General features: G+C 61.0%; 16 protein-coding genes. 13 read left to right on the top strand and 3 right to left on the bottom strand.

Annotated elements, in window-relative coordinates; translation table 11 throughout:
- Positions 1 to 492 precede the first annotated feature (492 nt).
- The gene (locus HU730_RS23780) at positions 493 to 1,869 is read right to left on the bottom strand and encodes an L-serine ammonia-lyase (protein WP_014720257.1); all 1,377 of its coding nucleotides are present in this window, start codon (positions 1,867 to 1,869) and stop codon (positions 493 to 495) included.
- A 416-nt stretch (positions 1,870 to 2,285) separates the two neighbouring features.
- Here HU730_RS23780 and HU730_RS23775 point away from each other — a divergent pair, with 416 nt between their 5' ends.
- From HU730_RS23775 to choV, 3 genes are all read left to right on the top strand, one after another.
- Entirely contained in the window at positions 2,286 to 3,233 is a 948-nt protein-coding gene (locus HU730_RS23775; RefSeq protein ID WP_034128893.1) for a choline ABC transporter substrate-binding protein, read from the top strand.
- Positions 3,234 to 3,302: 69 nt separating this feature from the next.
- Positions 3,303 to 4,148: a choline ABC transporter permease subunit gene (choW, locus tag HU730_RS23770; protein ID WP_003194913.1), complete on the top strand. Its 846-nt coding sequence runs from the start codon at positions 3,303 to 3,305 to the stop codon at positions 4,146 to 4,148.
- Positions 4,145 to 5,323 carry a choline ABC transporter ATP-binding protein gene (choV, locus tag HU730_RS23765; RefSeq protein WP_054922367.1) on the top strand — a complete coding sequence of 393 codons (1,179 nt, stop codon included), beginning with the start codon at positions 4,145 to 4,147 and terminating at the stop codon, positions 5,321 to 5,323. The genes choW and choV overlap by 4 nt, the downstream gene beginning before the upstream one ends.
- Before the next feature lie 156 nt (positions 5,324 to 5,479).
- Here choV and HU730_RS23760 read toward each other — a convergent pair whose 3' ends face one another.
- Entirely contained in the window at positions 5,480 to 7,414 is a 1,935-nt protein-coding gene (locus HU730_RS23760; protein ID WP_230633881.1) for a BCCT family transporter, read from the bottom strand.
- A 389-nt stretch (positions 7,415 to 7,803) separates the two neighbouring features.
- Here HU730_RS23760 and betI point away from each other — a divergent pair, with 389 nt between their 5' ends.
- The 10 genes from betI (at position 7,804) to yccS (ending at position 22,734) form a co-directional block, all read left to right on the top strand.
- The gene (betI, locus tag HU730_RS23755; protein WP_003194919.1) at positions 7,804 to 8,397 is read left to right on the top strand and encodes a transcriptional regulator BetI; all 594 of its coding nucleotides are present in this window, start codon (positions 7,804 to 7,806) and stop codon (positions 8,395 to 8,397) included.
- A 110-nt stretch (positions 8,398 to 8,507) separates the two neighbouring features.
- On the top strand, positions 8,508 to 9,980 hold the full coding sequence (gene betB / locus HU730_RS23750) for a betaine-aldehyde dehydrogenase (protein WP_120247525.1): 1,473 nt from the start codon (positions 8,508 to 8,510) through the stop codon (positions 9,978 to 9,980).
- A gap of 194 nt (positions 9,981 to 10,174) precedes the next feature.
- Entirely contained in the window at positions 10,175 to 11,878 is a 1,704-nt protein-coding gene (gene betA / locus HU730_RS23745) for a choline dehydrogenase (RefSeq protein ID WP_054898187.1), read from the top strand.
- A 228-nt stretch (positions 11,879 to 12,106) separates the two neighbouring features.
- The gene (locus tag HU730_RS23740) at positions 12,107 to 13,549 is read left to right on the top strand and encodes a TldD/PmbA family protein (RefSeq protein WP_186527448.1); all 1,443 of its coding nucleotides are present in this window, start codon (positions 12,107 to 12,109) and stop codon (positions 13,547 to 13,549) included.
- A complete protein-coding gene (locus HU730_RS23735) occupies positions 13,549 to 14,865 on the top strand; it encodes a TldD/PmbA family protein (protein WP_186527449.1) in 1,317 nt (438 codons plus the stop codon). Before HU730_RS23740 ends, HU730_RS23735 begins: the two co-directional genes overlap by 1 nt.
- Before the next feature lie 264 nt (positions 14,866 to 15,129).
- Entirely contained in the window at positions 15,130 to 16,020 is an 891-nt protein-coding gene (locus HU730_RS23730; protein ID WP_096143754.1) for an alpha/beta hydrolase, read from the top strand.
- Between the two features lie 36 nt (positions 16,021 to 16,056).
- A complete protein-coding gene (gene mdtD / locus HU730_RS23725; protein WP_034128900.1) occupies positions 16,057 to 17,484 on the top strand; it encodes a multidrug transporter subunit MdtD in 1,428 nt (475 codons plus the stop codon).
- A gap of 197 nt (positions 17,485 to 17,681) precedes the next feature.
- Entirely contained in the window at positions 17,682 to 19,019 is a 1,338-nt protein-coding gene (gene dbpA / locus HU730_RS23720) for an ATP-dependent RNA helicase DbpA (protein ID WP_229999345.1), read from the top strand.
- A gap of 145 nt (positions 19,020 to 19,164) precedes the next feature.
- The gene (locus HU730_RS23715; RefSeq protein ID WP_034129071.1) at positions 19,165 to 20,343 is read left to right on the top strand and encodes an NAD(P)/FAD-dependent oxidoreductase; all 1,179 of its coding nucleotides are present in this window, start codon (positions 19,165 to 19,167) and stop codon (positions 20,341 to 20,343) included.
- Positions 20,344 to 20,550: 207 nt separating this feature from the next.
- On the top strand, positions 20,551 to 22,734 hold the full coding sequence (gene yccS, locus HU730_RS23710) for a YccS family putative transporter (protein ID WP_186527450.1): 2,184 nt from the start codon (positions 20,551 to 20,553) through the stop codon (positions 22,732 to 22,734).
- Between the two features lie 106 nt (positions 22,735 to 22,840).
- Here yccS and HU730_RS23705 read toward each other — a convergent pair whose 3' ends face one another.
- Positions 22,841 to 23,578 (bottom strand): transporter substrate-binding domain-containing protein, encoded by a 738-nt coding sequence (locus tag HU730_RS23705; protein ID WP_034128902.1) that lies wholly within the window; start codon positions 23,576 to 23,578, stop codon positions 22,841 to 22,843.
- Positions 23,579 to 23,738 lie beyond the last annotated feature (160 nt).

Here is a 23,738-nt window from a genome sequence, read left to right as displayed (position 1 = left end):
TGGCGGCCTCAGGCGAGGCTCTTGTTATTGCGCTCGTCCTGAAAAGGAGAGGCTTTGTAATTGATAGAGCAAATGCCATGCCTAAAATTGAATGGCTATTCAAGAACTCCTGAAAACGACCTGTTTATGCGTCTATATGAGCCCACGCGTGAAGTGCGGGATATGACGCATAACGGGCGGGGTTCAAGGGGGGTGAGCAGATCGGTAGCACTTGTGGGAAGGCGCTTTGCGGGCGTAGGAGGAGTCTGTCACCCAAAGCACATCAGGCGTGTGATCGTGTAGGAATTCGTTCGGAAGCTACTTATCTATTTGCGACGCGCTAAAAGGTGGCGATTTTGGCTGGGGTGTTCACTTTGTGAGCAATGATGCTCCTCTTCAGCTCGTTCCCACGCTCTGCGTGGGCATGCATCCTGTCACGCTCTGCGTCACCCATGGGCGGAGCGTCCAGGGCGGCATTCCCACGCGGAGCGTGGGAACAACCATGTCACTGACTCAACATTCAACCGCACTCACCGCCAACCCACCGCGTGATGTCTCTTTGTACTTGTCATGCATATCGGCCCCGGTATCACGCATGGTGCGGATCACCCGGTCCAACGAGATGAAGTGCTGGCCATCGCCCCGCAACGCCATTTGCGCCGCGTTGATCGCCTTCACCGCCGCAATTGCATTGCGCTCGATACACGGCACTTGCACCAGGCCGCCCACCGGGTCGCAGGTCAGGCCGAGGTTATGTTCCAGGCCGATTTCGGCGGCGTTGCACAGTTGCTCCGGCGTGGCACCAAGGATCTCCGCCAGCCCGGCTGCGGCCATGGCACACGCGGAACCGACCTCGCCCTGGCAACCGACTTCGGCACCGGAGATCGAGGCGTTCTTTTTACACAGGATGCCCACCGCCGCCGCGCCCAGCAGGTAGTCAACCACGTTGGCTTCGGTGACTTCTTCACTGAACTTCATGAAGTAGTGCAACACCGCCGGGATGATTCCCGCCGCACCGTTGGTGGGCGCCGTGACCATGCGCCCACCGGCGGCGTTTTCTTCGTTGACCGCCAGGGCGAACAGGTTGACCCATTCCATGGCGCTCAAGGTCGAGCCGATCACATTGGGCTTGTTCAGCTCCTGCAAGCTGCGGTGCAACTTGGCAGCGCGACGGCGCACGTTCAAGCCGCCGGGCAGGATGCCTTCGTGCTTGAGGCCCTGCTCCACGCAATCTTGCATGGCGCGCCAGAGCTTCATCAGGCCGCTGCGGATTTCTTCTTCGCTGCGCCAGGTTTTTTCATTCGCCAGCATCAGTTCGGCAACGCGCAGGTTGTGGGTCTTGCACAACTGCAACAGCTCCACGGCACTGGAAAAGTCATAAGGCAGCTCGGTGCGGTCCATGTCCGCCACACCGCTTTGGGCCTGGGCTTCATCCACCACAAAACCGCCGCCCACCGAGTAATAGGTGTCGCGGTGCAACTCGCCGTTTTCGCCAAACACCACCAGGGTCATGGCATTGGGATGGAACGGCAGGTTCTCATCGAGCAGGCGCATATCCCGCGCCCACACAAAGGGCACCGGCAAACGCCCGTCCAGCAGCAGCGTGTCGGTTTCGCGCAGGGTGTGGATACGGGCGCCGATTTGCGTGGGGTCGATTGCGTCTGGCCACTCGCCCATCAGGCCCATGATGGTGGCGGTGTCGCTGCCGTGGCCGATGCCGGTGGCCGACAACGAGCCGTACAGTTGCACTTCGACACGCTGCACCTGTTCCAGCCACCCACGCTCACGCAACCCTTGAACGAACAACGCCGCGGCGCGCATGGGCCCCACGGTGTGGGAACTCGAAGGCCCGATGCCGATCTTGAACAGGTCGAAAACGCTGATAGCCATTAACGTGGAACTCCTCGATAAGCACGGGCCGGGCTTGAACGAGGTGCTACGCTCAGATCGCCCAGATGGCGGCATCATCAAGCTTTTATTCGTCATCACGGCGTCTCACACCGACGCACTCATGCTCACCAGCGGCGCTCGCTTGCGAACGCCAGTTTTGGCCGTTTTTTGCGGTGCAGAAGGGTAAAAACAGCAGTTTTACCTTCGGAAAAACCTGTAAGCGACGTCATCGGTACTGGATGCGACCCTCCCTGTACTGGATACGACGCCCCCTGTAGGCGTCAGATTTTCACTGGTACATGATCAGTCTCGACTCGTTTGCAAGGCACCGCGCCAGAGCTGTTGTCGCACGCTCCAACCGCAACACTTATAAAGCGCGGCGAATGCCGCCAGAAAAGACACAGGAGTCTACCCACATGAAAGGTTCACCCTCGTTGTTGTTGGCCGCCATGCTGAGTCTGCCAGTCGTGGCACACGCCGCAGAACCGGAACAGTGCAAGACCGTCAACTTCTCCGATGTCGGCTGGACCGACATCACCGTCACCACCGCGACCACCAGCGAGATCCTCAAGGGCCTGGGCTACAAGCCGCGCACCACGATGATTTCGGTACCTGTGACTTACAAGTCCCTGGCCGACGGCAAGAACATGGATATCTTCCTCGGCAACTGGATGCCGACCATGGAAAACGACATCAAGCAGTACCGTGATGCCGGCACCGTGGAAACCGTGCGCGCCAACCTGGAGAACGCCAAGTACACCCTGGCGGTCCCAGAGGCGCTGTATGAGAAGGGTCTGAAAGACTTCGCCGACATCGCCAAATTCAAGGATGAGCTGGGCGGCAAGATCTACGGCATCGAGCCGGGCAACGATGGCAACCGCACCATCCAGACGCTGATCGACAAAGATGCCTTCGGCCTGAAAACCGCCGGTTTCAAGGTGGTCGAATCCAGCGAAGCCGGCATGCTCTCCCAGGTCGAACGCGCCTCCAAGCGCAACCAGGCCATCGTGTTCCTCGGCTGGGAACCGCACCCGATGAACACTCGCTTCAAGATGAAGTACCTGACCGGCGGTGACGACTCGTTCGGCCCCAACTACGGCCAGGCCACCATCTACACCAACACCCGCAAAGGCTACACCCAGGAATGCAGCAACGTTGGTCAGTTGCTGAAAAACCTGGTGTTCACCCTCGACATGGAAAGCACCCTGATGGGTAACGTCCTGGACGACAAGATGAAGGCCGATGCTGCCGCCAAGGCCTGGCTGCAGAAGAACCCGCAAGTGCTCGACACCTGGCTCGCCGGTGTCACCACCGTTGATGGCAAACCAGGGCTCGATGCCGTTAAAGCTTACCTCGCCAAATAGCACCCGCTGACCCCAGGCCGGTGCGCTGGCCTGGGATGTTTTCCCCTTCGCATGTGGACATTCACTACCATGCTGACTGAACAGAAAATCCCACTAGGCCAGTACATCGCTGCCTTCGTCGACTGGTTGACCCAACACGGTGCCAACTACTTCGACGCAATCGCATCGACACTGGAAACGATGATCCACGGCGTGACGTTTGCGCTGACCTGGTTCAATCCACTGGCATTGATCGGTCTGATTGCGCTGCTGGCTCACTTTATTCAACGTAAATGGGGACTGACTGTTTTTGTCATCGCCTCCTTCCTGCTGATCCTCAACCTGGGGTACTGGCAGGAAACCATGGAAACCCTCGCGCAGGTGCTGTTCGCCACCCTGGTCTGCGTGGTCATCGGTGTGCCGCTGGGCATTGTTGCCGCGCATAAGCCGATGTTCTACACCATGATGCGGCCGGTACTCGATCTGATGCAGACCGTGCCGACCTTCGTCTACCTCATCCCTACCCTGACCCTCTTCGGGCTGGGTGTGGTGCCTGGGCTGATTTCCACGGTGGTGTTCGCGATTGCCGCGCCGATCCGCCTGACCTACCTGGGTATCCGCGATGTGCCGCAAGAGCTGATGGACGCCGGCAAGGCCTTTGGCTGCTCGCGCCGCCAGTTGCTCTCACGCATTGAACTGCCCCACGCCATGCCGAGCATCGCCGCCGGCATTACCCAATGCATCATGCTGTCGTTGTCGATGGTGGTGATCGCCGCCCTGGTAGGCGCCGACGGCCTCGGCAAGCCAGTGGTCAACGCACTCAACACTGCCGATATTGCGCTGGGCTTTGAAGCGGGCCTGGCCATTGTGTTGCTCGCCATCATGCTCGACCGTATCTGCAAACAACCCGACGCTAAAGTAGGGGGTGATGCATGAGCATTATCCGATTCGACAAAGTCGACGTGATCTTTTCCAAAGACCCACGCGAAGCGCTCAAGCTGCTGGACCAGGGCATGAGCCGTAACGAAATCCTGAAGAAGACCGGGCAGATCGTCGGCGTCGAGAACGCCAGCCTGGATATCGAGAAAGGCGAGATCTGTGTGCTGATGGGCCTCTCGGGCTCAGGCAAATCCAGCTTGCTGCGCTGCATCAACGGCCTCAATACCGTCAGCCGTGGCCAGCTGTTTGTGGAGCATGAAGGGCGTCAGATCGACATCGCCTCCTGCACCCCCGCAGAGCTGAAAATGATGCGCACCAAACGCATCGCCATGGTGTTCCAGAAGTTCGCCCTGATGCCTTGGCTGACGGTGCGCGAGAACATCAGCTTCGGCCTGGAGATGCAGGGCCGCCCAGAGAAAGAACGACGCACACTGGTGGACGAGAAACTCGAACTGGTGGGCCTGAGCCAATGGCGCAACAAGAAGCCCGACGAGTTGTCCGGCGGTATGCAGCAGCGCGTCGGCCTGGCTCGCGCCCTGGCGATGGACGCCGATATCCTGCTGATGGACGAACCCTTCTCTGCCCTCGACCCGCTGATCCGCCAAGGCTTGCAAGATGAGCTACTGGAACTGCAACGCAAATTGAGCAAGACCATCGTGTTCGTCAGCCACGACCTGGATGAAGCACTCAAGCTCGGCAGCCGTATCGCGATCATGAAAGACGGCAAGATCATCCAGTACAGCGTGCCGGAAGAGATCGTGCTGAACCCGGCGGACGACTATGTGCGCACCTTTGTCGCCCATACCAACCCGTTGAACGTGCTGTGCGGGCGCAGCCTGATGCGCACCCTGGATAACTGCACGCGTGTGAATGGTTCGGTGTGCCTTGATCCGGGTGGCGACTCCTGGCTGGACCTGGCTGAAGGCAACACCATCCAGGGCGCACGCCAGAATGGCGTGACGATGAACCTGCAGAACTGGGCGCCAGGGCAAGCCGTGGAAGGCTTGGGCCGCGTACCGACGTTGGTGGACTCGAACATCGGCATGCGCGATGCACTGCAGATTCGCTACCAGACAGGCAACAAGCTGGTGCTGCATGACAACAACAAGGTGGTAGGGATTTTGGGAGACAGTGAGCTCTACCACGCCCTGCTGGGCAAGAACCTGGGTTAAGGCAACCCTGGATCGTTCCCACGCTCTGCGTGGGAATGCACCCTGTGACGCTCCGCGTCACGACTTCAAGAGCGGGACGCGGAGCGTCCATGGCGGTGTTCCCACGCAGAGCGTGGGAACGATCATGTCAGGGAAGACACCACCAGGCTTCAACTATCAGCTATAGACCCGGCCAAGGAGCTGCCGATGGCTTTCAAACTGATCGAGCACATCCCGGGTGATCTGCTCCTGGGTGAAGCCCATCAGGTCATACTCCTGCGGCCCGTTGTGCAGGTACACCTCGGCACGATAGTAACGGGTGCGCTCTTCTTCAGGCAGGTCAGCCGGTGCCGCCGAGTAGCCATCCAGGCTCACTTCGTAGACAAACGGGTTGCCCTCGTCCATCTCGATCCGCACGCCGATGCAGCGCTTGGATTTGCCCAGCAGGGTCTGCACTTCCAGGCCCTGATCACGCAACGCACTCGCGGCTTCTTCCAACGCCGGCGTTACGTGCTTGTCCATAAAGCGCTGCACGGTGGCCTGGCTCGGTTGCAGGTCCAGCGCCGTCAAGCGCTCGCTGAAACCACGACGCCCGCGTTCGGCCAATTGCGCTTGCTCCTGTTCGGTGGCCACGTCCTGGCGCATGGCCTTGTGCAAACCGAACATAAAGAACACCAGCACCACAGAGAACGGCAGCCCCGCCAACACCACCATGGTTTGCATGGCTTCGAAGTTGCCGGCAAACAGCAGGCCGATGGTCACCAGGGTGATCACCGCCGACCAGAAGATACGCAACCAGTGCGGCGCATCTTCATCCACATTGCCGCCTTTGCAGGAAAGGTTGGCCATCATCACCGCGCCGGAATCCGCAGGCGTCAGGAACAGCACGAAGCCCACGAAGATCGACACGCCGATCACCACTTTCGACGCCGGGTAATGCTCAAGCAGTTGGTAGATGGCCATGGACGGTTGCTCCAGCGCCGTCTTGCCCAACTCCACCGCCCCGTGGTTAAGCACCAGGTCCAGGGCCGAGTTGCCGAAGATCGACAGCCACGCCAGGGTAAAGCCCAGCGGGATCAGCAATACGCCAGCCACCAGTTCGCGCACGGTGCGACCACGGGAAATACGCGCGATGAACATGCCCACAAATGGCGCCCAGGAAATCCACCAGGCCCAGTAGAACAAGGTCCACAGGCCCATCCAGCGTTCGGTCTTGGCACCGTCGCCTTCGTACACATACAGGTCGAAGGTTTTCAGCACGATACCGTTGAGGTAATCACCGGTGTTCTGCACCAGGCCATTGAGCAGGTGCAAGGTGGGGCCGAACAGCAGCACGAAGATCAGCAAACCGCTGAACAGCACGATGTTGAGGTTGGACAGACGACGAATACCGTTTTCCACACCCGACACGGCGGCAATGGTCGCCACGGTGCTCATCACGATGATCACGATCAGCAAATTGGTATTGCTGTGCTCCATGCCGAACAGGTTTTCCAGCCCCGACGACACTTGCATCGAGCCGATCCCCAGGTTGGTCACCAGCCCCAGCAGGGTCACGAACATTCCGAAACCGTCTACCGCATGCCCCGCCGCGCCCTTCACCCAACGCTCGCCCACCAGCGGGTACAGCGCCGAACGCAGTGCCAGCGGTTGGTTGTGACGGTACGCAAAGTACGCCACGGCCAGGCCGACCAGCGCATAGATCGCCCAGCCGTGAAGGCCCCAGTGCAGGAAGGTCAGTTGCAGCGCCTGGCGTGCCGCGCCATTGCTGGCGGCAGCGCCTTCGGGCGGGTTGAAGTAATGGTCCAACGGCTCGGACGCACCGAAATACAACAGCGAGATGCCGATACCCGACGAGAACAACATGCCGGCCCAGGCGCCGTAGCTGAAGTCTGGGGTATCGTCCTTCGCACCCAGCTTAAGTTTCCCATAGGACGAAAACGCCAGGCCGACCACAAACACCAGGTAGGCGGCGATGACCACCATGTAGTACCAGCCAAAGCTTTTCGACAGCCAGGCCTGTGCTACGCCGAGCATGCGCCCGGCCTCCTGCGGGGCGACGATCAGAATGGCGGTCAACAATAAAATCAGCGCGGTGGAGGTGTAGAACACCCAACCGTTGACCCGGACCTTTTCCGGTGGGGTCTTTATAAGAGAGGCAGAACTCATGGCGCAGATGCTCCAGGCAGTGCGAGAGAGAAACACAAGGCAACGGTTATCCCGGGACATCGATTTTTCGGCAGTCGACGGACGGGTGTTATAAAGACACCCCAAAATTCTTGAGCCCGCCGAAGCGGTGATCAGGCTATGAAGTGGCCTGTTTCAAGGGTTTTTGCAGGTGTCGAAGGTTGCAGCTCGCAGGTAGGAAACATCTGTAGGCAGCGACCATTTGTCGCAGATCTTATTCTTTGTTGATTGAACGTTCAATCAAAACAAAATAGACTGGCCCTCAAGCCGACGGACGTGGATCGCCCATCGGCAGGCCTAAGGAGAGGTGCTACATGCCCAAGGTCGGTATGCAACCCATACGCCGCCAGCAGTTGATCGAAGCCACGTTGACGGCCATCGATCGGGTCGGGATGGGAGATGCCAGCATTGCGCTGATCGCCCGTCTGGCCGGCGTCTCGAACGGCATCATCAGCCACTACTTTCAGGACAAGAACGGCCTGATCGCAGCGACGATGCGCTACCTGATGAATGCGCTGATCGAGAACGTGCAAGAACGCAGGCGTGCCTTGAAGGATGACAGCCCACGGGCGCACCTTCAGGTGATCATCGAAGGCAACTTCGACGCCAGCCAGGTCAACGGCCCGGCAATGAAAACCTGGCTGGCCTTCTGGGCCACCAGCATGCACCACCCGTCATTGCACAGGTTGCAGCGGATCAACGATCAACGTCTGTATTCCAACCTGTGCTGCCAGTTCCGCCGAGTGCTGCCGCTGCCGCACGCACGCAAAGCAGCCCGAGGCCTGGCGGCCCTGATCGACGGTTTGTGGTTGCGCGGCGCCCTGTCGGGAGACGCTTTCGACACGGAGCAGGCGCAACGGATCGCTTACGAATACATGGATTTCCAATTGGCCAAGCAGGTGAGTTAGAGCACACATAACCGCTCAACCCCTGAACGTCCGCCGCTCAGTATTGCCACACCCCCATGGCCCACTGTTCGGCGGGTAACGCCAACCACTTATGCACTTGCGAGGACTTTATGGCCCGTTTCGACCTGCAAAAACTCTACATTGACGGCGGCTACAGCGACGCTGGCAGCGATGCCACCTTCGAAGCCATCAACCCGGCTAACGGTGAAGTTCTCGCCCAAGTGCAACGCGCCACCAAAGACGACGTTGAACGTGCCGTGGTCAGCGCTGAAAAAGGCCAGAAAATCTGGGCCGCCATGACCGCCATGGAGCGTTCGCGCATCCTGCGCCGTGCCGTGGACATCCTGCGCGAGCGCAACGATGAACTGGCCGCCCTGGAAACCCTGGACACCGGTAAAGCCTTCTCCGAAACCAAGTACGTCGACATCGTCACCGGCGCTGACGTGCTGGAATACTACGCCGGCCTGGTACCTGCCATCGAAGGCGAGCAGATCCCACTGCGCGACACCTCGTTTGTCTACACCCGCCGCGAGCCGCTGGGCGTGGTTGCCGGTATCGGCGCGTGGAACTACCCGATCCAGATCGCCCTGTGGAAATCCGCACCGGCCCTGGCTGCCGGTAACGCGATGATCTTCAAGCCAAGCGAAGTCACCTCGCTGACCACCCTGAAACTGGCCGAGATCTACACCGAGGCTGGCGTTCCAGCGGGCGTGTTCAACGTACTGACCGGCAGCGGCCGTGAAGTCGGCACCTGGCTGACCGAGCACCCGCGCATTGAGAAAGTCTCCTTCACCGGCGGCACCGACACCGGCAAGAAAGTCATGGCCAGCGCGTCGAGCTCCTCGCTCAAGGACGTGACCATGGAGCTGGGCGGCAAGTCCCCGCTGATCATTTTCGACGACGCCGACCTCGACCGCGCCGCCGACACCGCCATGATGGCCAACTTCTACAGCTCCGGTCAGGTCTGCACCAACGGCACCCGCGTGTTCGTGCCCAAGCACCTGCAAGCCGCGTTCGAAGCCAAGATCGTCGAGCGTGTGGCGCGTATTCGCATCGGCAACCCGGAAGACGAAAACACCAACTTCGGCCCGCTGGTCAGCTTTGCCCACATGGAAAGCGTGCTGGGCTACATCGCCAAAGGCAAAGAGCAAGGCGCCCGCCTGCTGTGCGGCGGCGACCGCCTGACCGACGGTGACTTCGCCAAAGGCGCCTTCGTGGCCCCGACCGTGTTCACCGACTGCACCGATGACATGGTGATCGTGCGTGAAGAAATCTTCGGCCCGGTGATGAGCATCCTCACCTACGAGACCGAAGAAGAAGTGATCCGCCGCGCCAACGACACCGACTTCGGCCTGGCCGCTGGCCTGGTGACCAAGGACCTGAACCGCGCCCACCGCGTGATTCACCAATTGGAAGCCGGTATCTGCTGGATCAACGCCTGGGGCGAGTCCGACGCGAAGATGCCGGTTGGCGGCTACAAGCAGTCGGGTGTGGGCCGTGAGAACGGGATCAGCTCGCTGAACAACTTCACGCGTATCAAATCGGTACAGGTTGAGTTGGGCGATTACGCCTCGGTGTTCTAACACCTTATGGGCCTGGAATGCTCCTCTGTGGCGAGGGAGCTTGCTCCCGCTGGGCTGCGAAGCAGCCCCATTCCAGACCCAGTAGTTCTTTCAGACAGAACTCGAGCGCTGATTTTGCGACTGCTGCGCAGTCGAACGGGAGCAAGCTCCCTCGCCACAAAAGCAGCCTGAACCCATTTTACGAGGGTACATTCATGTCCCAAGAATACGATTACATCATTGTGGGTGCCGGCTCTGCCGGTAACACCCTGGCGACCCGTCTGACCGAAGACGAAGGCGTCACCGTTTTGCTGCTGGAAGCCGGTGGCCCGGACTACCGCCTCGACTTCCGCACCCAGATGCCAGCTGCCCTGGCTTTCCCGCTGCAAGGCCGCCGCTACAACTGGGCCTACGAAACCGATCCAGAGCCACACATGGACGGCCGCCGGATGGAATGCGGGCGCGGCAAGGGCCTGGGTGGTTCTTCCCTGATCAACGGCATGTGCTACATCCGCGGCAACGCCATGGACTACGACAACTGGTCGAAGCTGCCGGGCCTGGAAGACTGGACCTACCTGGACTGCCTGCCGTATTTCCGCAAAGCCGAAACCCGCGACATCGGCCCCAACGATTGGCACGGTGGTGACGGCCCGGTCAGCGTGACCACGCCGAAAGCGGGCAACAACCCGCTGTTCCACGCCATGGTTGAAGCGGGCGTACAGGCCGGTTACCCACGTACCGAAGATTTGAACGGCTACCAGCAAGAAGGCTTCGGCCCGATGGACCGTACCGTCACGCCGAACGGCCGTCGCGCCAGCACCGCACGCGGTTACCTGGACACAGCTAAAAAGCGTTCGACCCTGACCATCGTCACCCATGCCCTCACCGACAAAGTGCTGTTCGAAGGCAAGCGTGCAGTGGGCGTGCGTTACCTGATCGGCGCCGCCGAAGAGCGCGTTGAAGCCCGTGCGCGCAAAGAAGTACTGGTGTGCAGCGGCGCAATCGCTTCGCCGCAACTGCTGCAACGCTCCGGTGTCGGCCCGGCCAAACTGCTGGAAAGCCTCGACATCCCGGTGGTCCACGACCTGCCGGGTGTGGGTGAAAACCTGCAGGACCACCTTGAGCTGTACCTGCAATACGCGTGCACCCAGCCAGTGTCGCTGTACCCCTCGCTGCTCTGGTACAACCAGCCGGCAATTGGTGCCGAATGGCTGTTCAACGGCACCGGCATCGGCGCCAGCAACCAGTTCGAAGCGGGCGGTTTTATCCGTACCCGTGAAGAGTTCGAGTGGCCAAACATCCAGTACCACTTCCTGCCGGTGGCGATTAACTACAACGGCAGCAACGGTGTGAAAGAGCACGGTTTCCAGGCGCACATGGGCTCCATGCGTTCGCCAAGCCGTGGCCGTATCCAGCTGAAGTCGAAGAACCCACGGGACTACCCGAGCATCCTCTTCAACTACATGGCCACCGAGCAGGACTGGCAGGAGTTCCGCGATGGCATCCGCCTGACCCGTGAAATCATGCAGCAGCCGGCACTGGACCCGTACCGTGGCCGCGAAATCAGCCCCGGCATTGAAGTGCAAACCGATGAGCAGTTGGACAAGTTCATCCGCGAGCACGCCGAGACCGCGTTCCACCCGTCCTGCTCGTGCAAGATGGGCACCGACGAGATGGCCGTAGTCGATGGCGAAGGCCGCGTGCATGGCATGCAGGGCTTGCGTGTGGTCGATGCCTCGATCATGCCGATCATCACCACCGGCAACCTGAACGCGCCAACGATCATGATCGCCGAGAAAATCGCCGACAAGATCCGTGGCCGCAAGCCACTGCCGCGCAGCACCGCTGACTACTACGTAGCAGGCGATGCGCCGGTGCGTGGCAAGCCTATGCGTGAAGTAGGGCCATTGGCGCAGTAACCGAAACACCTTGTGGCGAGGGAGCTTTGATCGTTCCCACGCTCCGCGTGGGAACGCATCCTGTGATGCTCTGCGTCACGCCGTTCAAGAGCGGACGCAGAGCGTCCAGGGTGGCATTCCCACGCAGAGCGTGGGAACGATCACACAACAAAACCTCCCTTGATCAGCTCCCCGCCCAGGCCTACTCTGTTCGCCTGCCCGCGCCGAGCCGCCCACAAGGAAGGCCCCATGTTCGAACACCACGCCACGCTCAAGAAACACTTCGGTGCCCTGCGCACCACCGCCGAATTTTTCTCCCTGCGCTACGTGCGCGAATCCGGTCAGTACCTGTCAGTACGCAAGAACGTCGCCGAGCCGCCTCACCTGGGCCATGACGAAGGCGCCATGCTTACCGTGCGTCTCAACGGCGTGGAAGCCTACGCCGCGACCAACGACATTTCCCTTGCCGGCCTGCAAGCCGCCCTTGAGCGCGCTGAACAGCAAGCCCGGTTGATCAAGCCTCACGCCCTGCTCGACCTGCACCAGCAGCCAGTGTCCAGCGACGTCGCCGACTACCTGTCGCCCGACCTCGACCAGCCCTTCCCATCCCTGAGCGACTGCTACCAGTTGCTCGGCGATGAGTCCGCCGCCGTGCCCAAGGATGAGCGCCTGGTGAGCTGGGAAGTCAGCCTGGGGACCACGCGGGTTGAACAGATCTATCTCAACAGCGCCGGCGCGCAACTGCGTCAGGCCCAGCGTTTTGTCTTTCCGGGCCTGAGTGTGACCGCCTTCGACGGCAACGACAGCCAGACCCGTACCCTGGGCGGTACCAACTTCGGCCAGCAAGGCAGTGCCGGGGTGATCCAGCGTTTTGGCCTGGTGGGCGCCGCCCGCAAGGTGGCCGACGAAGCCCTGCAATTGCTGCTCGCACCGAATACGCCCCACGGCCCGCGTGACCTGCTGCTGATGCCCGACCAAATGATCCTGCAGATCCACGAGTCGATCGGCCATCCGCTGGAGCTGGATCGCATCCTTGGTGACGAGCGCAATTACGCCGGCACCAGTTTTGTGAAAGCCAGCGACTTCGGCCACCTGCAATATGGCTCACCGCTGCTCAACGTCACCTTCGACCCGGACATCCCCGAACAGCTTGCCAGCTACGCTCATGACGACGACGGCACGCCTGCCAGCAAGCAATTTCTGATTCGCGAAGGCCTGCTGCTCAAGCCCTTGGGCGGGGCCTTATCGCAATTTCGCGCCAACCTGCCAGGCGTCGCCAACAGCCGCGCCTGCAGCTGGAACCGTGCGCCCATCGACCGCATGGCCAACCTGAATATCGAACCTGGGGATAAAAGCCTCGCGCAATTGGTGGGCGGCATTGAGAGCGGCATCCTGATGTCGACCAACCGTTCGTGGTCCATCGACGATGCGCGCAACAAGTTCCAGTTCGGCTGCGAGTGGGGCCAGTTGATCGAAAACGGCGAACTCAAGAGCGTGGTGAAGAACCCCAACTACCGCGCGATTTCCGCGCAGTTCTGGCGCAAGCTCAGCGCGGTAGGCGACGCCAGCACCTTCAAGGTCTTGGGCACGCCGAACTGCGGCAAGGGCGAACCCAACCAGGTGATCCGTGTCGGCCATGCGTCGCCGGCCTGTGTATTCAGCAATGTCGATGTATTTGGGGGAGATGCCTGATGAACCACTTCAAGGCTCTGGTGGATTGGCTCAAGCAGGCGGTCACCGATCAAGAACACTTTCAACTCGGCTACGCGGATGAAGCGTCCGAGTTCGTGCGCTTCAACCACGCGCAGGTACGCCAGGCGGGCCAGGTACAGCAGGCCAGCCTGAACCTCAAGCTGATCAACGATGGGCGCCACGCCGACCTGGGTATCACCCTTTCCGGCGAGGCGCAGTTGGATCGCCAGCGCCTGGCGAATGGCCTGCAACAACTGCGCGAGACCTTGCCGCTGTTGCCGCCTGACCCGTACCTGCTGCTGAACCCCGACGCCTGGCACAGCCATAACGAACAGCTGCGCCCGCTGCCGGAACTGGCCCAAGTGCTGGACGACATCAGCCAGGCCGCCGATGGCGTGGACCTGGTTGGCTTCTACGCCGCCGGCCCGATCAGCCGTGGTTTCGCCAGCTCATCGGGGGCGTTCGGCTGGCACCGGGCTAACAGCTTCAATTTCGACTTCAGCCTGTTCCACGCCAATGGCGAAGCGGTAAAAGCCAGCTACGCCGGGCACACCTGGAACAGCGCCGAATTCGCCGCCCGTTTCCAACAGGCCCGTGAGCAACTGGCGTTTCTCGGTCGCCCGCTGCACAACCTGGCGCCAGGCCAGTACCGTGCCTACCTGGCGCCGGCAGCGCTGGAAGAAATCATCAGCATCATCACCTGGGGTGGTTTTTCGGCCCAGGCCATCGCGAGCAAAGGCAGTTCGTTGCAACGCCTGTACGCGGGTGATCAGTCATTGAGCCCGCTGGTGACGGTGGATGAGCAGATCAGCGGCTCCCTGAGCCAGGCGTTTTCCACTGAAGGCTACCCGCGTGAGGATGTCACCCTGATCAACGCAGGCAAAGCCGAGGGCCAGTTGGTCAACTCGCGCAGCGCCGCCGAATACGGCTTGAGCACCAACGGCGCCAGCAGCGACGAGTCGCCCAGCGCCCTGCAAATGGCGGCCGGCAGCCTGGCCCAGGCCGATATTCTCAAGCAGTTGGGCACCGGTCTGTATATCAGCAACCTCTGGTACCTGAACTACTCCGACCTGCCGGCAGCGCGCCTGACCGGCATGACGCGCTTTGCGACCTTCTGGGTGGAAAACGGCGAGATCAAGGCGCCGGTCAGCACCATGCGCTTTGATGACAGTGTCTATCAGTTGCTCGGTTCGCAATTGGAAGCGCTGACCGCTGATCGGGAGCTGCTGTTGTCGGCCAGTACCTATGACCGGCGCAACACCGCTTCCAACCTGTTGCCAGGCGCTTTGGTAAACCGTTTGACGCTGACTTTATAAACTGTAGGAGCGAGCTTGCTCGCGAAGAACGTACAGACACCGCGGGCTGGCTGTCAGCGCTGCGTTATCGTTGTCGTTTTTCGCGAGCAAGCTCGCTCCTACAGTTCAATAACCTGCGCTGCGACGAAACTTCTATCCCGCCTACTTTGGCCGTTCGGCATGTTGTCGCTCTGCTTATTCCTCGTTATAACGGTTAATGGCTTCTCGCCACCCCTGCCCACGAGAGCATAACCTTGCCCGGGAAAGGCAAGCTGGAGCGTTGACATGAACCATGGAAGTTTCGTCATAGAAAAACTGTACAAGCACTACAACGTTCACGTAGAGCAACTGGGTAACGACCCGCATAGAAAAACCGTACTGATGGTCAATGGCGCGTTGTCCACCACGCGCTCCTTTGCCCGCACCAGCAAATGCCTGGCCGAGCACTTCAATGTGCTGCTGTTCGACTTGCCATTCTCTGGCTTGTCACGCGAGCACAACACCGACCTCGAACTGGTCACCAAGGACGACGAGGTGCAAATCCTGCGTGCCTTGGTAGCGCGCTTTGCGGTCAACCATCTGGTTTCGGCCTCATGGGGCGGCATCTCCACGCTGTTGACCCTGGCGCACAACCCGCCCTCCATCGAAAGCTCGGTGGTGATGGCCCTGGCGCCCAACCTCAACCAGGCGATGCTGGAATATGTCGAGCGCGTGCGTGTGCTGATCGAGGCCGATGACAAGTCGGCGGTCGGCCATCTGCTCAACGAAACGGTTGGCAAATACCTGTCGCCGCGCCTCAAGCGCAACAACCATCGACACCTGTCGACCATGGCCACTACCGAATACCGCCAGGCGCGCTTTCATATCCATCAGGTGCTGGGCTTGGGCGATGGCAACTACTTGCCGGCACTGCGGCAGATTGAAACACCGGTGCACTTTCTCAACGGCGCGCTGGACGAATACACGCCGGCCGACGAAGCCCAGCTGTTCAAACACTACGTAGGCCGCAGCAGCTTTGCGGTGGCCGAACACACCGGCCATCTGCTGGACCTGGAGTCCCGCGAAGCCGCGCTGGCAGTGCATCGGGCGTTGCTGGATTTCCTGGTGGGCGAGCATGTGACATTGTCAGATATAGACGAACCGCCAGTGGGAAAAGCGGCGACGGATGGCGCATAATCGCCAACACATAGCCTGCTAATTAAAAGGGATCCCATGCCGAATCGTGCCCCTCTCGATGCCAAGACCGCCCGCTGGCTCCCCTGGGTGGTAGCGATTGCCTTCTTCATGCAGTCGCTGGACGGGACGATTCTCAACACCGCGCTACCGGCCATGGCGCAGGACCTCGCGGAAAACCCGCTGCGCATGCAAGGGGTGGTGATCGCCTACATGCTCACCGTTGCCTTGCTGATTCCGGCGTCGGGCTGGATCGCTGACCGCTTTGGCACCAAGAAAATTTTCTTTGGCGCGATCATGCTGTTCAGCATCGGGTCGCTGCTGTGTGCGCTGTCCAGTAGCTTGAGCATGCTGGTGGGCGCACGGGTGATCCAGGGCCTGGGCGGTGCGCTGATGCTGCCGGTCGGACGGCTGGTGGTACTGCGGGCTTATCCGCGCTCCGAGTTGGTGCGGATCATGGGCTTCATCACTATTCCAGGCCTGCTCGGCCCCTTGCTTGGCCCGACAATGGGCGGCTGGATGGTGCAATACCTGACCTGGCACTGGATCTTCCTGATCAACCTGCCGGTGGGCATGATCGGCTGCTACGCCGTGTGGAAATTCATCCCCGACCTGCGCGGCAGCGAGCGCACGCGCTTCGACGGCCTGGGCTTTCTGCTGTTCGGCGCGGCGATGGTGCTGATCACCATCGCCATGGAAGGCCTGGGCGAACTGCACCTGCCGCATCTGCGCGTGATATTGCTGCTGTTCGGCGGGTTTGCCTGCCTGGCGGCGTACTGGCTGCGCGCCGGGCATATCGATAACCCGCTGTTCTCGCCGGTGCTGTTCAAGACGCGCACCTTTGCCGTGGGGATCCTGGGCAATCTGTTTGCGCGCCTGGGCAGCGGCGCATTGCCGTTCCTGGTACCGCTGCTGCTGCAGGTGGCGCTGGGCTATTCGCCGTCGGAAGCCGGCATGAGCATGTTGCCACTGGCGGCGGCGGCGATGTTCGCCAAGTCCATCGCACGCCCGCTTATCGAGCGCCTCGGCTACCGCATCGTCCTGACCGGCAACACCCTGGCCCTGGGCCTGATGCTGGCGAGCATGGGCCTGGTCAGCGAACAAACGCCCTACCCGCTGCTGTTGGCCATGCTGGCGGTACTGGGGGCCATCAACTCCCTGCAATTTACCGCCATGAACACTGTCACCCTGATCGACCTCGACGACGCCCAGGCCAGCAGTGGCAACAGCTTGCTGTCGGTAGTGGCGCAATTGTCCCTGAGCCTGGGCGTGGCCTGTGCCGGCGCATTGCTCGGCGGCTTTACCGCCGAAGCCGGCAATGACGGGGTCAATACCGTGCTGGGCGCCTTCCAACTGACCTTCCTCACCGTGGGCCTCATGGCGATGCTGGCGGCGGCGATCTTCCTGCAGCTGTCGCCCAAGGACGGCAAACGGGTGGTCAGCCGCGAGCACGATATCGAGCATTGAAGCAGCTGCAAGCTTCAAGTTGTAAGCCTCAAGCTTGCGGCTTGCAGCTGATAACTTGCCGCGCCCCCCTACTCCTCGTCGAGAACATACAAAGAAACCCAAGGGGGCCTGTTACACTGCGCGACATTTTGTTTTGCAGAGCCAGTCCCGTGACTACCATCGCCACCGCTTTTAATACTTTGCCCCTGTCCGCCGCCATGCTGGCTAACCTCGACTCGCTGGGTTACGTCGAGATGACGCAGATCCAGGCGCAAAGCTTGCCGGTGATCCTCAAAGGGCTGGACCTCATTGCCCAGGCCAAGACCGGCAGCGGCAAGACTGCCGCATTCGGCATCGGCCTGCTGAACCCGATCAACCCGCGCTACTTCGGGTGCCAGGCGCTGGTGATGTGCCCGACCCGCGAACTGGCCGACCAGGTCGCCAAGGAAATCCGTCGCCTGGCCCGTGCCGAAGACAACATCAAGGTGCTGACCCTGTGCGGCGGCGTGTCCCTCGGCCCACAGATTGCCTCCCTGGAGCACGGCGCCCACGTCATCGTCGGCACCCCGGGCCGCATCCAGCAGCACCTGCGTAAAGGTTCACTGGTGCTGGACGGCTTGAACACCCTGATCCTCGACGAAGCCGACCGCATGCTCGACATGGGCTTCTACGACGCCATCGAAGACATCATCAGCAAGACCCCACCGCGCCGCCAGACCCTGCTGTTCTCGGCCACTTACCCGGTGAGCATCAAGCAACTGGCCTCCAAGTTCATGCGTGCGCCTCAGCAAGTGAAAGCCGAAGCGTTCCACTCCGACGACCAGATCGAACAACGCTTCTACGAGATCTCCCCGGAAGAGCGCATGGACGCCGTGACCAAGGTGCTGGCGCACTTCCGCCCGGCCTCCTGCGTGGCGTTCTGCTTTACCAAGCAGCAAGTGCAGGAAACCGTCGACCACCTGACCTCCAAAGGCATTTCCGCCGTTGGCCTGCATGGTGACCTGGAACAGCGCGACCGTGACCAGGTACTGGCGATGTTTGCCAACCGCAGCACCTCGGTGCTGGTGGCCACCGACGTCGCCGCCCGAGGCCTGGACATCGACGCCCTGGACATGGTGATCAACGTCGAACTGGCCCGCGACTCGGAAATTCACATCCACCGTGTAGGCCGTACCGGCCGTGCCGGTGAGACCGGCATCGCCATCAGCCTGGTAGCGCCGTCCGAAGCCCACCGCGCCCAGGCCATCGAGCAACTGCAGAAGTCGCCGCTGAACTGGGACCAACTGGACAACCTCAAACCGCAAAGCGGTGGCCCGTTGCTGCCGCAGATGAGCACCCTGTGCATCGCCGCCGGGCGTAAAGATAAGGTTCGCCCAGGCGACATCCTCGGTGCCTTGACCGGTGAAGCCGGCATTCCGGGTGCCCAGGTCGGCAAGATCGCGATCTTTGACTTCCAGGCTTTCGTGGCCGTGGAACGCGGCATCGCCAAGCAGGCGTTGCAGCGTTTGAATGACGGCAAGATCAAAGGTCGCTCGCTGCGCGTGCGGATCCTGTAACAACATAGTGACTGCAAGGACCGAATCACTGTGGGAGCTGGCTTGCCTGCGATAGCGACGGTGAATCCACTACCGCCATCGCAGGCAAGCCAGCTCCCACAGTGTTGATTGCATTTCAAATCAATAGTTTTGTGAGGACATGGCTGTGCGCTCGACCGAAGTTGTGATCATTGGCGCCGGCGCCGCAGGCTTGATGTGCGCGCTGACCGCCGCCGGGCGTGGGCGCAAGGTGATGTTGATCGACCACGCCAACAAGGCCGGCAAGAAAATCCTGATGTCCGGTGGCGGCCGCTGCAACTTCACCAACATGTACACCGAGCCGGCCAACTTCCTCTCGCACAACGCGCACTTCTGCAAATCCGCCCTGGCCCGCTATACCCAGTGGGACTTCATCGGGTTGGTGGCCAAGCACGGCGTGCCATACCACGAGAAGAAACTCGGCCAGCTGTTCTGCGACAACAAGTCCAGCGACATCCTCGGCATGCTGCTCGACGAGTGCATCCAGACCGGCGTGAGCCTGCACCTGGACACCTCCATCGAGGCAATCGCCAAGCTCGAAAGCGGCTATCAACTGCAAACCACCCTGGGTGAGCTGCGCTGTGAATCCCTGGTGATCGCCACTGGCGGCTTGTCGATCCCGACGCTGGGCGCCACCGGTTTCGGCTACCAAGTGGCCAGGCAGTTCGGCCATGAACTGCTGCCGACCCGCGCCGGGCTGGTGCCGTTCACCATCACCGACCAGCTCAAGGAGCTGTGCGGCGAGTTGTCCGGCACCTCGGTCGACTGCCTGGTGAGCTGCAACGGCCAGAGCTTTCGCGAGAATATCCTGTTCACCCATCGCGGCCTGAGCGGGCCGGCGATTTTGCAGATTTCCTCGTATTGGCACTCCGGCGACACGGTAGAAATCAACCTGCTGCCCGACCACGACGCCCATGCCTGGCTGCAACAGCAACAGGCCGAACACCCCAACAGCGAATTGAAAACCCTGTTGGGTGAGATCTTCACCAAGAAGATGGCCAACCTGCTGGCCCAAAGCTGGTTCGAATCCAAGCCTATGAAGCAGTACACCCACGCTGAAATTGCCGATATCGCGCAAAAGCTGGGGAGCTGGCAACTGGTACCGGCCGGCACCGAGGGTTATCGCACCGCCGAGGTAACATTGGGCGGGGTGGATACGCGGGAAGTGTCCTCCAAGACCATGGAATCGCTGAAAAGCCCCGGCCTGTACTTTATCGGCGAAGTGCTAGACGTGACCGGCCACCTGGGCGGGTTCAACTTCCAGTGGGCGTGGGCCTCGGGCTACGCGGCCGCGCAATACGCCTGACGTGCACCTTGAGATGCAATCCCCTGTGGGAGCTGGCTTGCCTGCGATAGCGGCAGTGAATCCCACATCGTTATCGCAGGCATGCCCGCTCCCACATTGGTTTTGCAGTGATACTGAAAATTTTGCTGTCCGATGTGATCGCTACGCTTGCCGTGGCGTCATTACTGGCTCAATTTAGCGACAACGTCCCGGAAGACTCCAGACTTCATGTCATCGACCTCGTTCAAGCAGTCCATGCGGCGCCTGTGGGCGCTGGATAAATTCAGCTACAGCGTACGGGTGTTCATCGCCCTCACCGGCAGCATGGCGTTGTGTTGGTACCAGGATGAAATGACGCTGCTGATCCCGCTCTTCCTGGGGATTATCGCCAGCGCCCTGGCCGAGACCGATGACAGCTGGCAAGGCCGCCTCAACGCGCTGGCGGTGACACTGGTGTGTTTCAGCATTGCCGCGCTGTCGGTGGAGCTGCTGTTCCCTTACCCCTGGATATTTGCCATCGCCCTGGCCCTGGCCAGTTTCGGCCTGACCATGCTCGGCGCACTGGGCGAACGCTATGGCGCGATTGCTTCGGCCACCTTGATTCTGTCGGTCTACACCATGATCGGCGTGGACCAGCGCGGTGGCGCCGTCACGGATTTCTGGCATGAGCCGCTGCTGCTGGTGGCCGGTGCCGCCTGGTACGGTGTGTTGTCCGTACTATGGCAGGCGCTGTTTTCCAACCAGCCGGTGCAGCAGAGCCTAGCGCGATTGTTCCGCGAGCTGGGGCGTTACCTCAAGCTCAAGTCATCGTTGTTCGAACCGATCCGGCAGCTGGACGTGGAAGCGCGGCGCCTGGAATTGGCCCAGCAAAATGGCCGGGTAGTGGCTGCGCTGAATGCCGCGAAGGAAATCATCCTGCACCGCGTCGGCAATGGGCGACCGGGCTCGAAGGTCAGCCGCTACCTGAAACTGTACTTCCTGGCCCAGGACATCCACGAGCGCGCCAGTTCCTCCCACTACCCCTACAACGCCCTCACTGAAGCCTTCTTCCATAGCGATGTGCTGTTTCGTTGCCAGCGCTTGCTGCGCCAGCAAGGCAAGGCCTGCCAGACCCTGGCCGAGTCGATCCAACTGCGCCAACCGTTCATCTATGACGACAGTTTTGCCCAGGCCCTGAGCGACCTCAACGCGTCCCTGGAGCATCTGCGCATCCAGAGCAACCCGGCCTGGCGCGGCCTGCTGCGTTCATTGCGCGCCTTGGCGGCCAACCTGTCCACACTCGACCGCCTGCTGGGCGATGCCAGCAACCCCGATGCCCTGGCGGACGCCACCGACAGTAACCTGTTGGACCGCGCCCCGCGCAACCTCAAGGAAATGTGGACGCGCCTGCGCACCCAACTCACACCCACCTCGCTGCTGTTTCGCCATGCCCTGCGCCTGTCCCTGGCGTTGACCGTCGGCTACGCCACCCTGCACGCTATCCACGCGTCCCAGGGTTACTGGATCATCCTCACCACCCTGTTCGTCTGCCAACCGAGCTACGGCGCCACCCGGCGCAAGCTCGGCCAGCGGATTATCGGCACCGCCATCGGCCTCACCGTGGCCTGGGCGCTGTTCGATCTGTTCCCCAACCCGGTGGTGCAGTCGATGTTCGCTATCGCCGCGGGCCTGGTGTTCTTTATCAACCGCACCACCCGCTACACCCTGGCGACGGCGGCGATCACGCTGATGGTGCTGTTCTGCTTCAACCAGGTGGGTGATGGCTACGGGCTGTTCCTGCCACGCCTGTTCGATACCTTGCTCGGCAGCCTGATCGCTGGCCTGGCGGTATTCCTGTTCCTGCCGGACTGGCAAGGCCGGCGCTTGAACAAAGTGCTGGCCAACACCCTGACCTGCAACAGCATCTACCTGCGCCAGATCATGCAGCAATACGCCGCCGGCAAGAGCGACGACCTGGCTTACCGCCTGGCCCGCCGCAACGCGCACAACGCCGACGCCGCGTTGTCCACCACCCTGGCCAATATGCTGATGGAGCCGGGGCACTTTCGTAAGGAAGCCGACGTGGGTTTTCGGTTCCTGGTGCTGTCTCACACCTTGCTCAGCTATTTGTCGGGGTTGGGTGCGCACCGCGATACTCAGTTACCGGCCGACGTGCGCGAGCACTTGATCGAAGGCGCGGGCAACAGCCTGGCGGCGAGTATCGATGAGATTGCTACGGGCCTGGCCAACAAACAGTCGATTGCGATCCAGAGTGATGCCGAGGAGGGGTTGGCAGCCGAGCTGGAGCAAATGCCCGATGAGATCGATGAGGCGCAGCGGTTGGTGCAGACGCAGTTGGCGTTGATCTGCCGGCAGTTGGGGCCGTTGCGTACGTTGGCGGCGCATCTGATCAAGGATACCGGTGCGGCTTAGTCCGCTATCGCAGGCAAGCCAGTTCCCACATTTGACCGAGTTCCAACATAAGAATGCGGGCAAAATGTGGGAGCCCGGCTTGCCCGCGATGAGGCCCGCAAGCACGCTACATCCCATGCGCCTTCATCAAGCGCGCATAACTGCCATCAGCCTTCATCCTGGCAATCTCCCGATCAAAGCTGGCGACAATCTGCGCATGCTCGGGGTTCTTCAAACTGACCAGAATGTGCAGGCTGTTCTCGCTCAACGGCTTGCCCACAAACGCCACCGCATTGCGCACCCGCGGCGACTCCCGAGCCAGGTAATAACGCGCTACGTATTCGTCTTCCAGCGTCAACCGCACCCGCCGCGCAGCGAGCATGCGCACCGCCATGGCGAAGTTGTGCACGGGTACTTTCTGTAGCTGGGAGTCTTGATCGAACGCCGCCGAGTAAGCGTAACCGCGTACCACGGCGATGGTCTCGTCGTGCAGTCGGGCCAGGCTGTGATAAACAATGTCATCGTCGCTGCGCTTGAGAAAGCGCACACGATTAAGCAGGTACTCAGCAGAAAACTGGCCAAACTGCGTGCGGGCCTCGTCGTACCAGGCGTTGATCAGCACATCGTAGCGCCCATCGCCCACGCCCTTGAGCGCACGGGCCCAGGGCACCTGCTCAAAGTCACTGGCGTACCCCGCACGGGCCAGGGCCGTGCTGACGATATCCGTGGCCAAACCGCCATTGATCAAGGTGGCATCGGTGAAGGGCGGCCAGCCATCCGCCACCAGACGCAGACGCTGTGCCAGCACCGGCTGGGCCAGCAGCAGCACTGCGATCAAAGCAACGGCACGAGTCAATCTCGGCATGCTCAAAGTCCTTGGCGGGCAGGCGGTGGCCTGATAACAGTAGCTCATCAATGAGCCTGCATTGCAGATTACACAAAGCAGCCAGCAGCGCACGCACTCAATGATGGCAAATTGACGCCATTCACACATTTGCCAATTTTAGACAGCAGCGCCCGCCGCG

Origin of the sequence: Pseudomonas sp. SWRI22 (assembly GCF_014268395.2) — a bacterium.
Taxonomy (GTDB): Bacteria; Pseudomonadota; Gammaproteobacteria; order Pseudomonadales; family Pseudomonadaceae; genus Aquipseudomonas; species Aquipseudomonas paracarnis.
This window is presented reverse-complemented; position numbering and strand designations above follow the sequence as displayed.

What these genes read in the sequence shown, in the direction of transcription:
- HU730_RS23780 (WP_014720257.1), bottom strand. Translation starts at nt 1,869, where the DNA reads ATGGCTATCAGCGTTTTCGACCTGTTCAAGATCGGCATCGGGCCTTCG.
- HU730_RS23775 (WP_034128893.1), top strand. Translation starts at nt 2,286, where the DNA reads ATGAAAGGTTCACCCTCGTTGTTGTTGGCCGCCATGCTGAGTCTGCCA.
- choW (WP_003194913.1), top strand. Translation starts at nt 3,303, where the DNA reads ATGCTGACTGAACAGAAAATCCCACTAGGCCAGTACATCGCTGCCTTC.
- choV (WP_054922367.1), top strand. Translation starts at nt 4,145, where the DNA reads ATGAGCATTATCCGATTCGACAAAGTCGACGTGATCTTTTCCAAAGAC.
- betI (WP_003194919.1), top strand. Translation starts at nt 7,804, where the DNA reads ATGCCCAAGGTCGGTATGCAACCCATACGCCGCCAGCAGTTGATCGAA.
- betB (WP_120247525.1), top strand. Translation starts at nt 8,508, where the DNA reads ATGGCCCGTTTCGACCTGCAAAAACTCTACATTGACGGCGGCTACAGC.
- betA (WP_054898187.1), top strand. Translation starts at nt 10,175, where the DNA reads ATGTCCCAAGAATACGATTACATCATTGTGGGTGCCGGCTCTGCCGGT.
- HU730_RS23740 (WP_186527448.1), top strand. Translation starts at nt 12,107, where the DNA reads ATGTTCGAACACCACGCCACGCTCAAGAAACACTTCGGTGCCCTGCGC.
- HU730_RS23735 (WP_186527449.1), top strand. Translation starts at nt 13,549, where the DNA reads ATGAACCACTTCAAGGCTCTGGTGGATTGGCTCAAGCAGGCGGTCACC.
- HU730_RS23730 (WP_096143754.1), top strand. Translation starts at nt 15,130, where the DNA reads ATGAACCATGGAAGTTTCGTCATAGAAAAACTGTACAAGCACTACAAC.
- mdtD (WP_034128900.1), top strand. Translation starts at nt 16,057, where the DNA reads ATGCCGAATCGTGCCCCTCTCGATGCCAAGACCGCCCGCTGGCTCCCC.
- dbpA (WP_229999345.1), top strand. Translation starts at nt 17,682, where the DNA reads ATGCTGGCTAACCTCGACTCGCTGGGTTACGTCGAGATGACGCAGATC.
- yccS (WP_186527450.1), top strand. Translation starts at nt 20,551, where the DNA reads ATGTCATCGACCTCGTTCAAGCAGTCCATGCGGCGCCTGTGGGCGCTG.
- HU730_RS23705 (WP_034128902.1), bottom strand. Translation starts at nt 23,578, where the DNA reads ATGCCGAGATTGACTCGTGCCGTTGCTTTGATCGCAGTGCTGCTGCTG.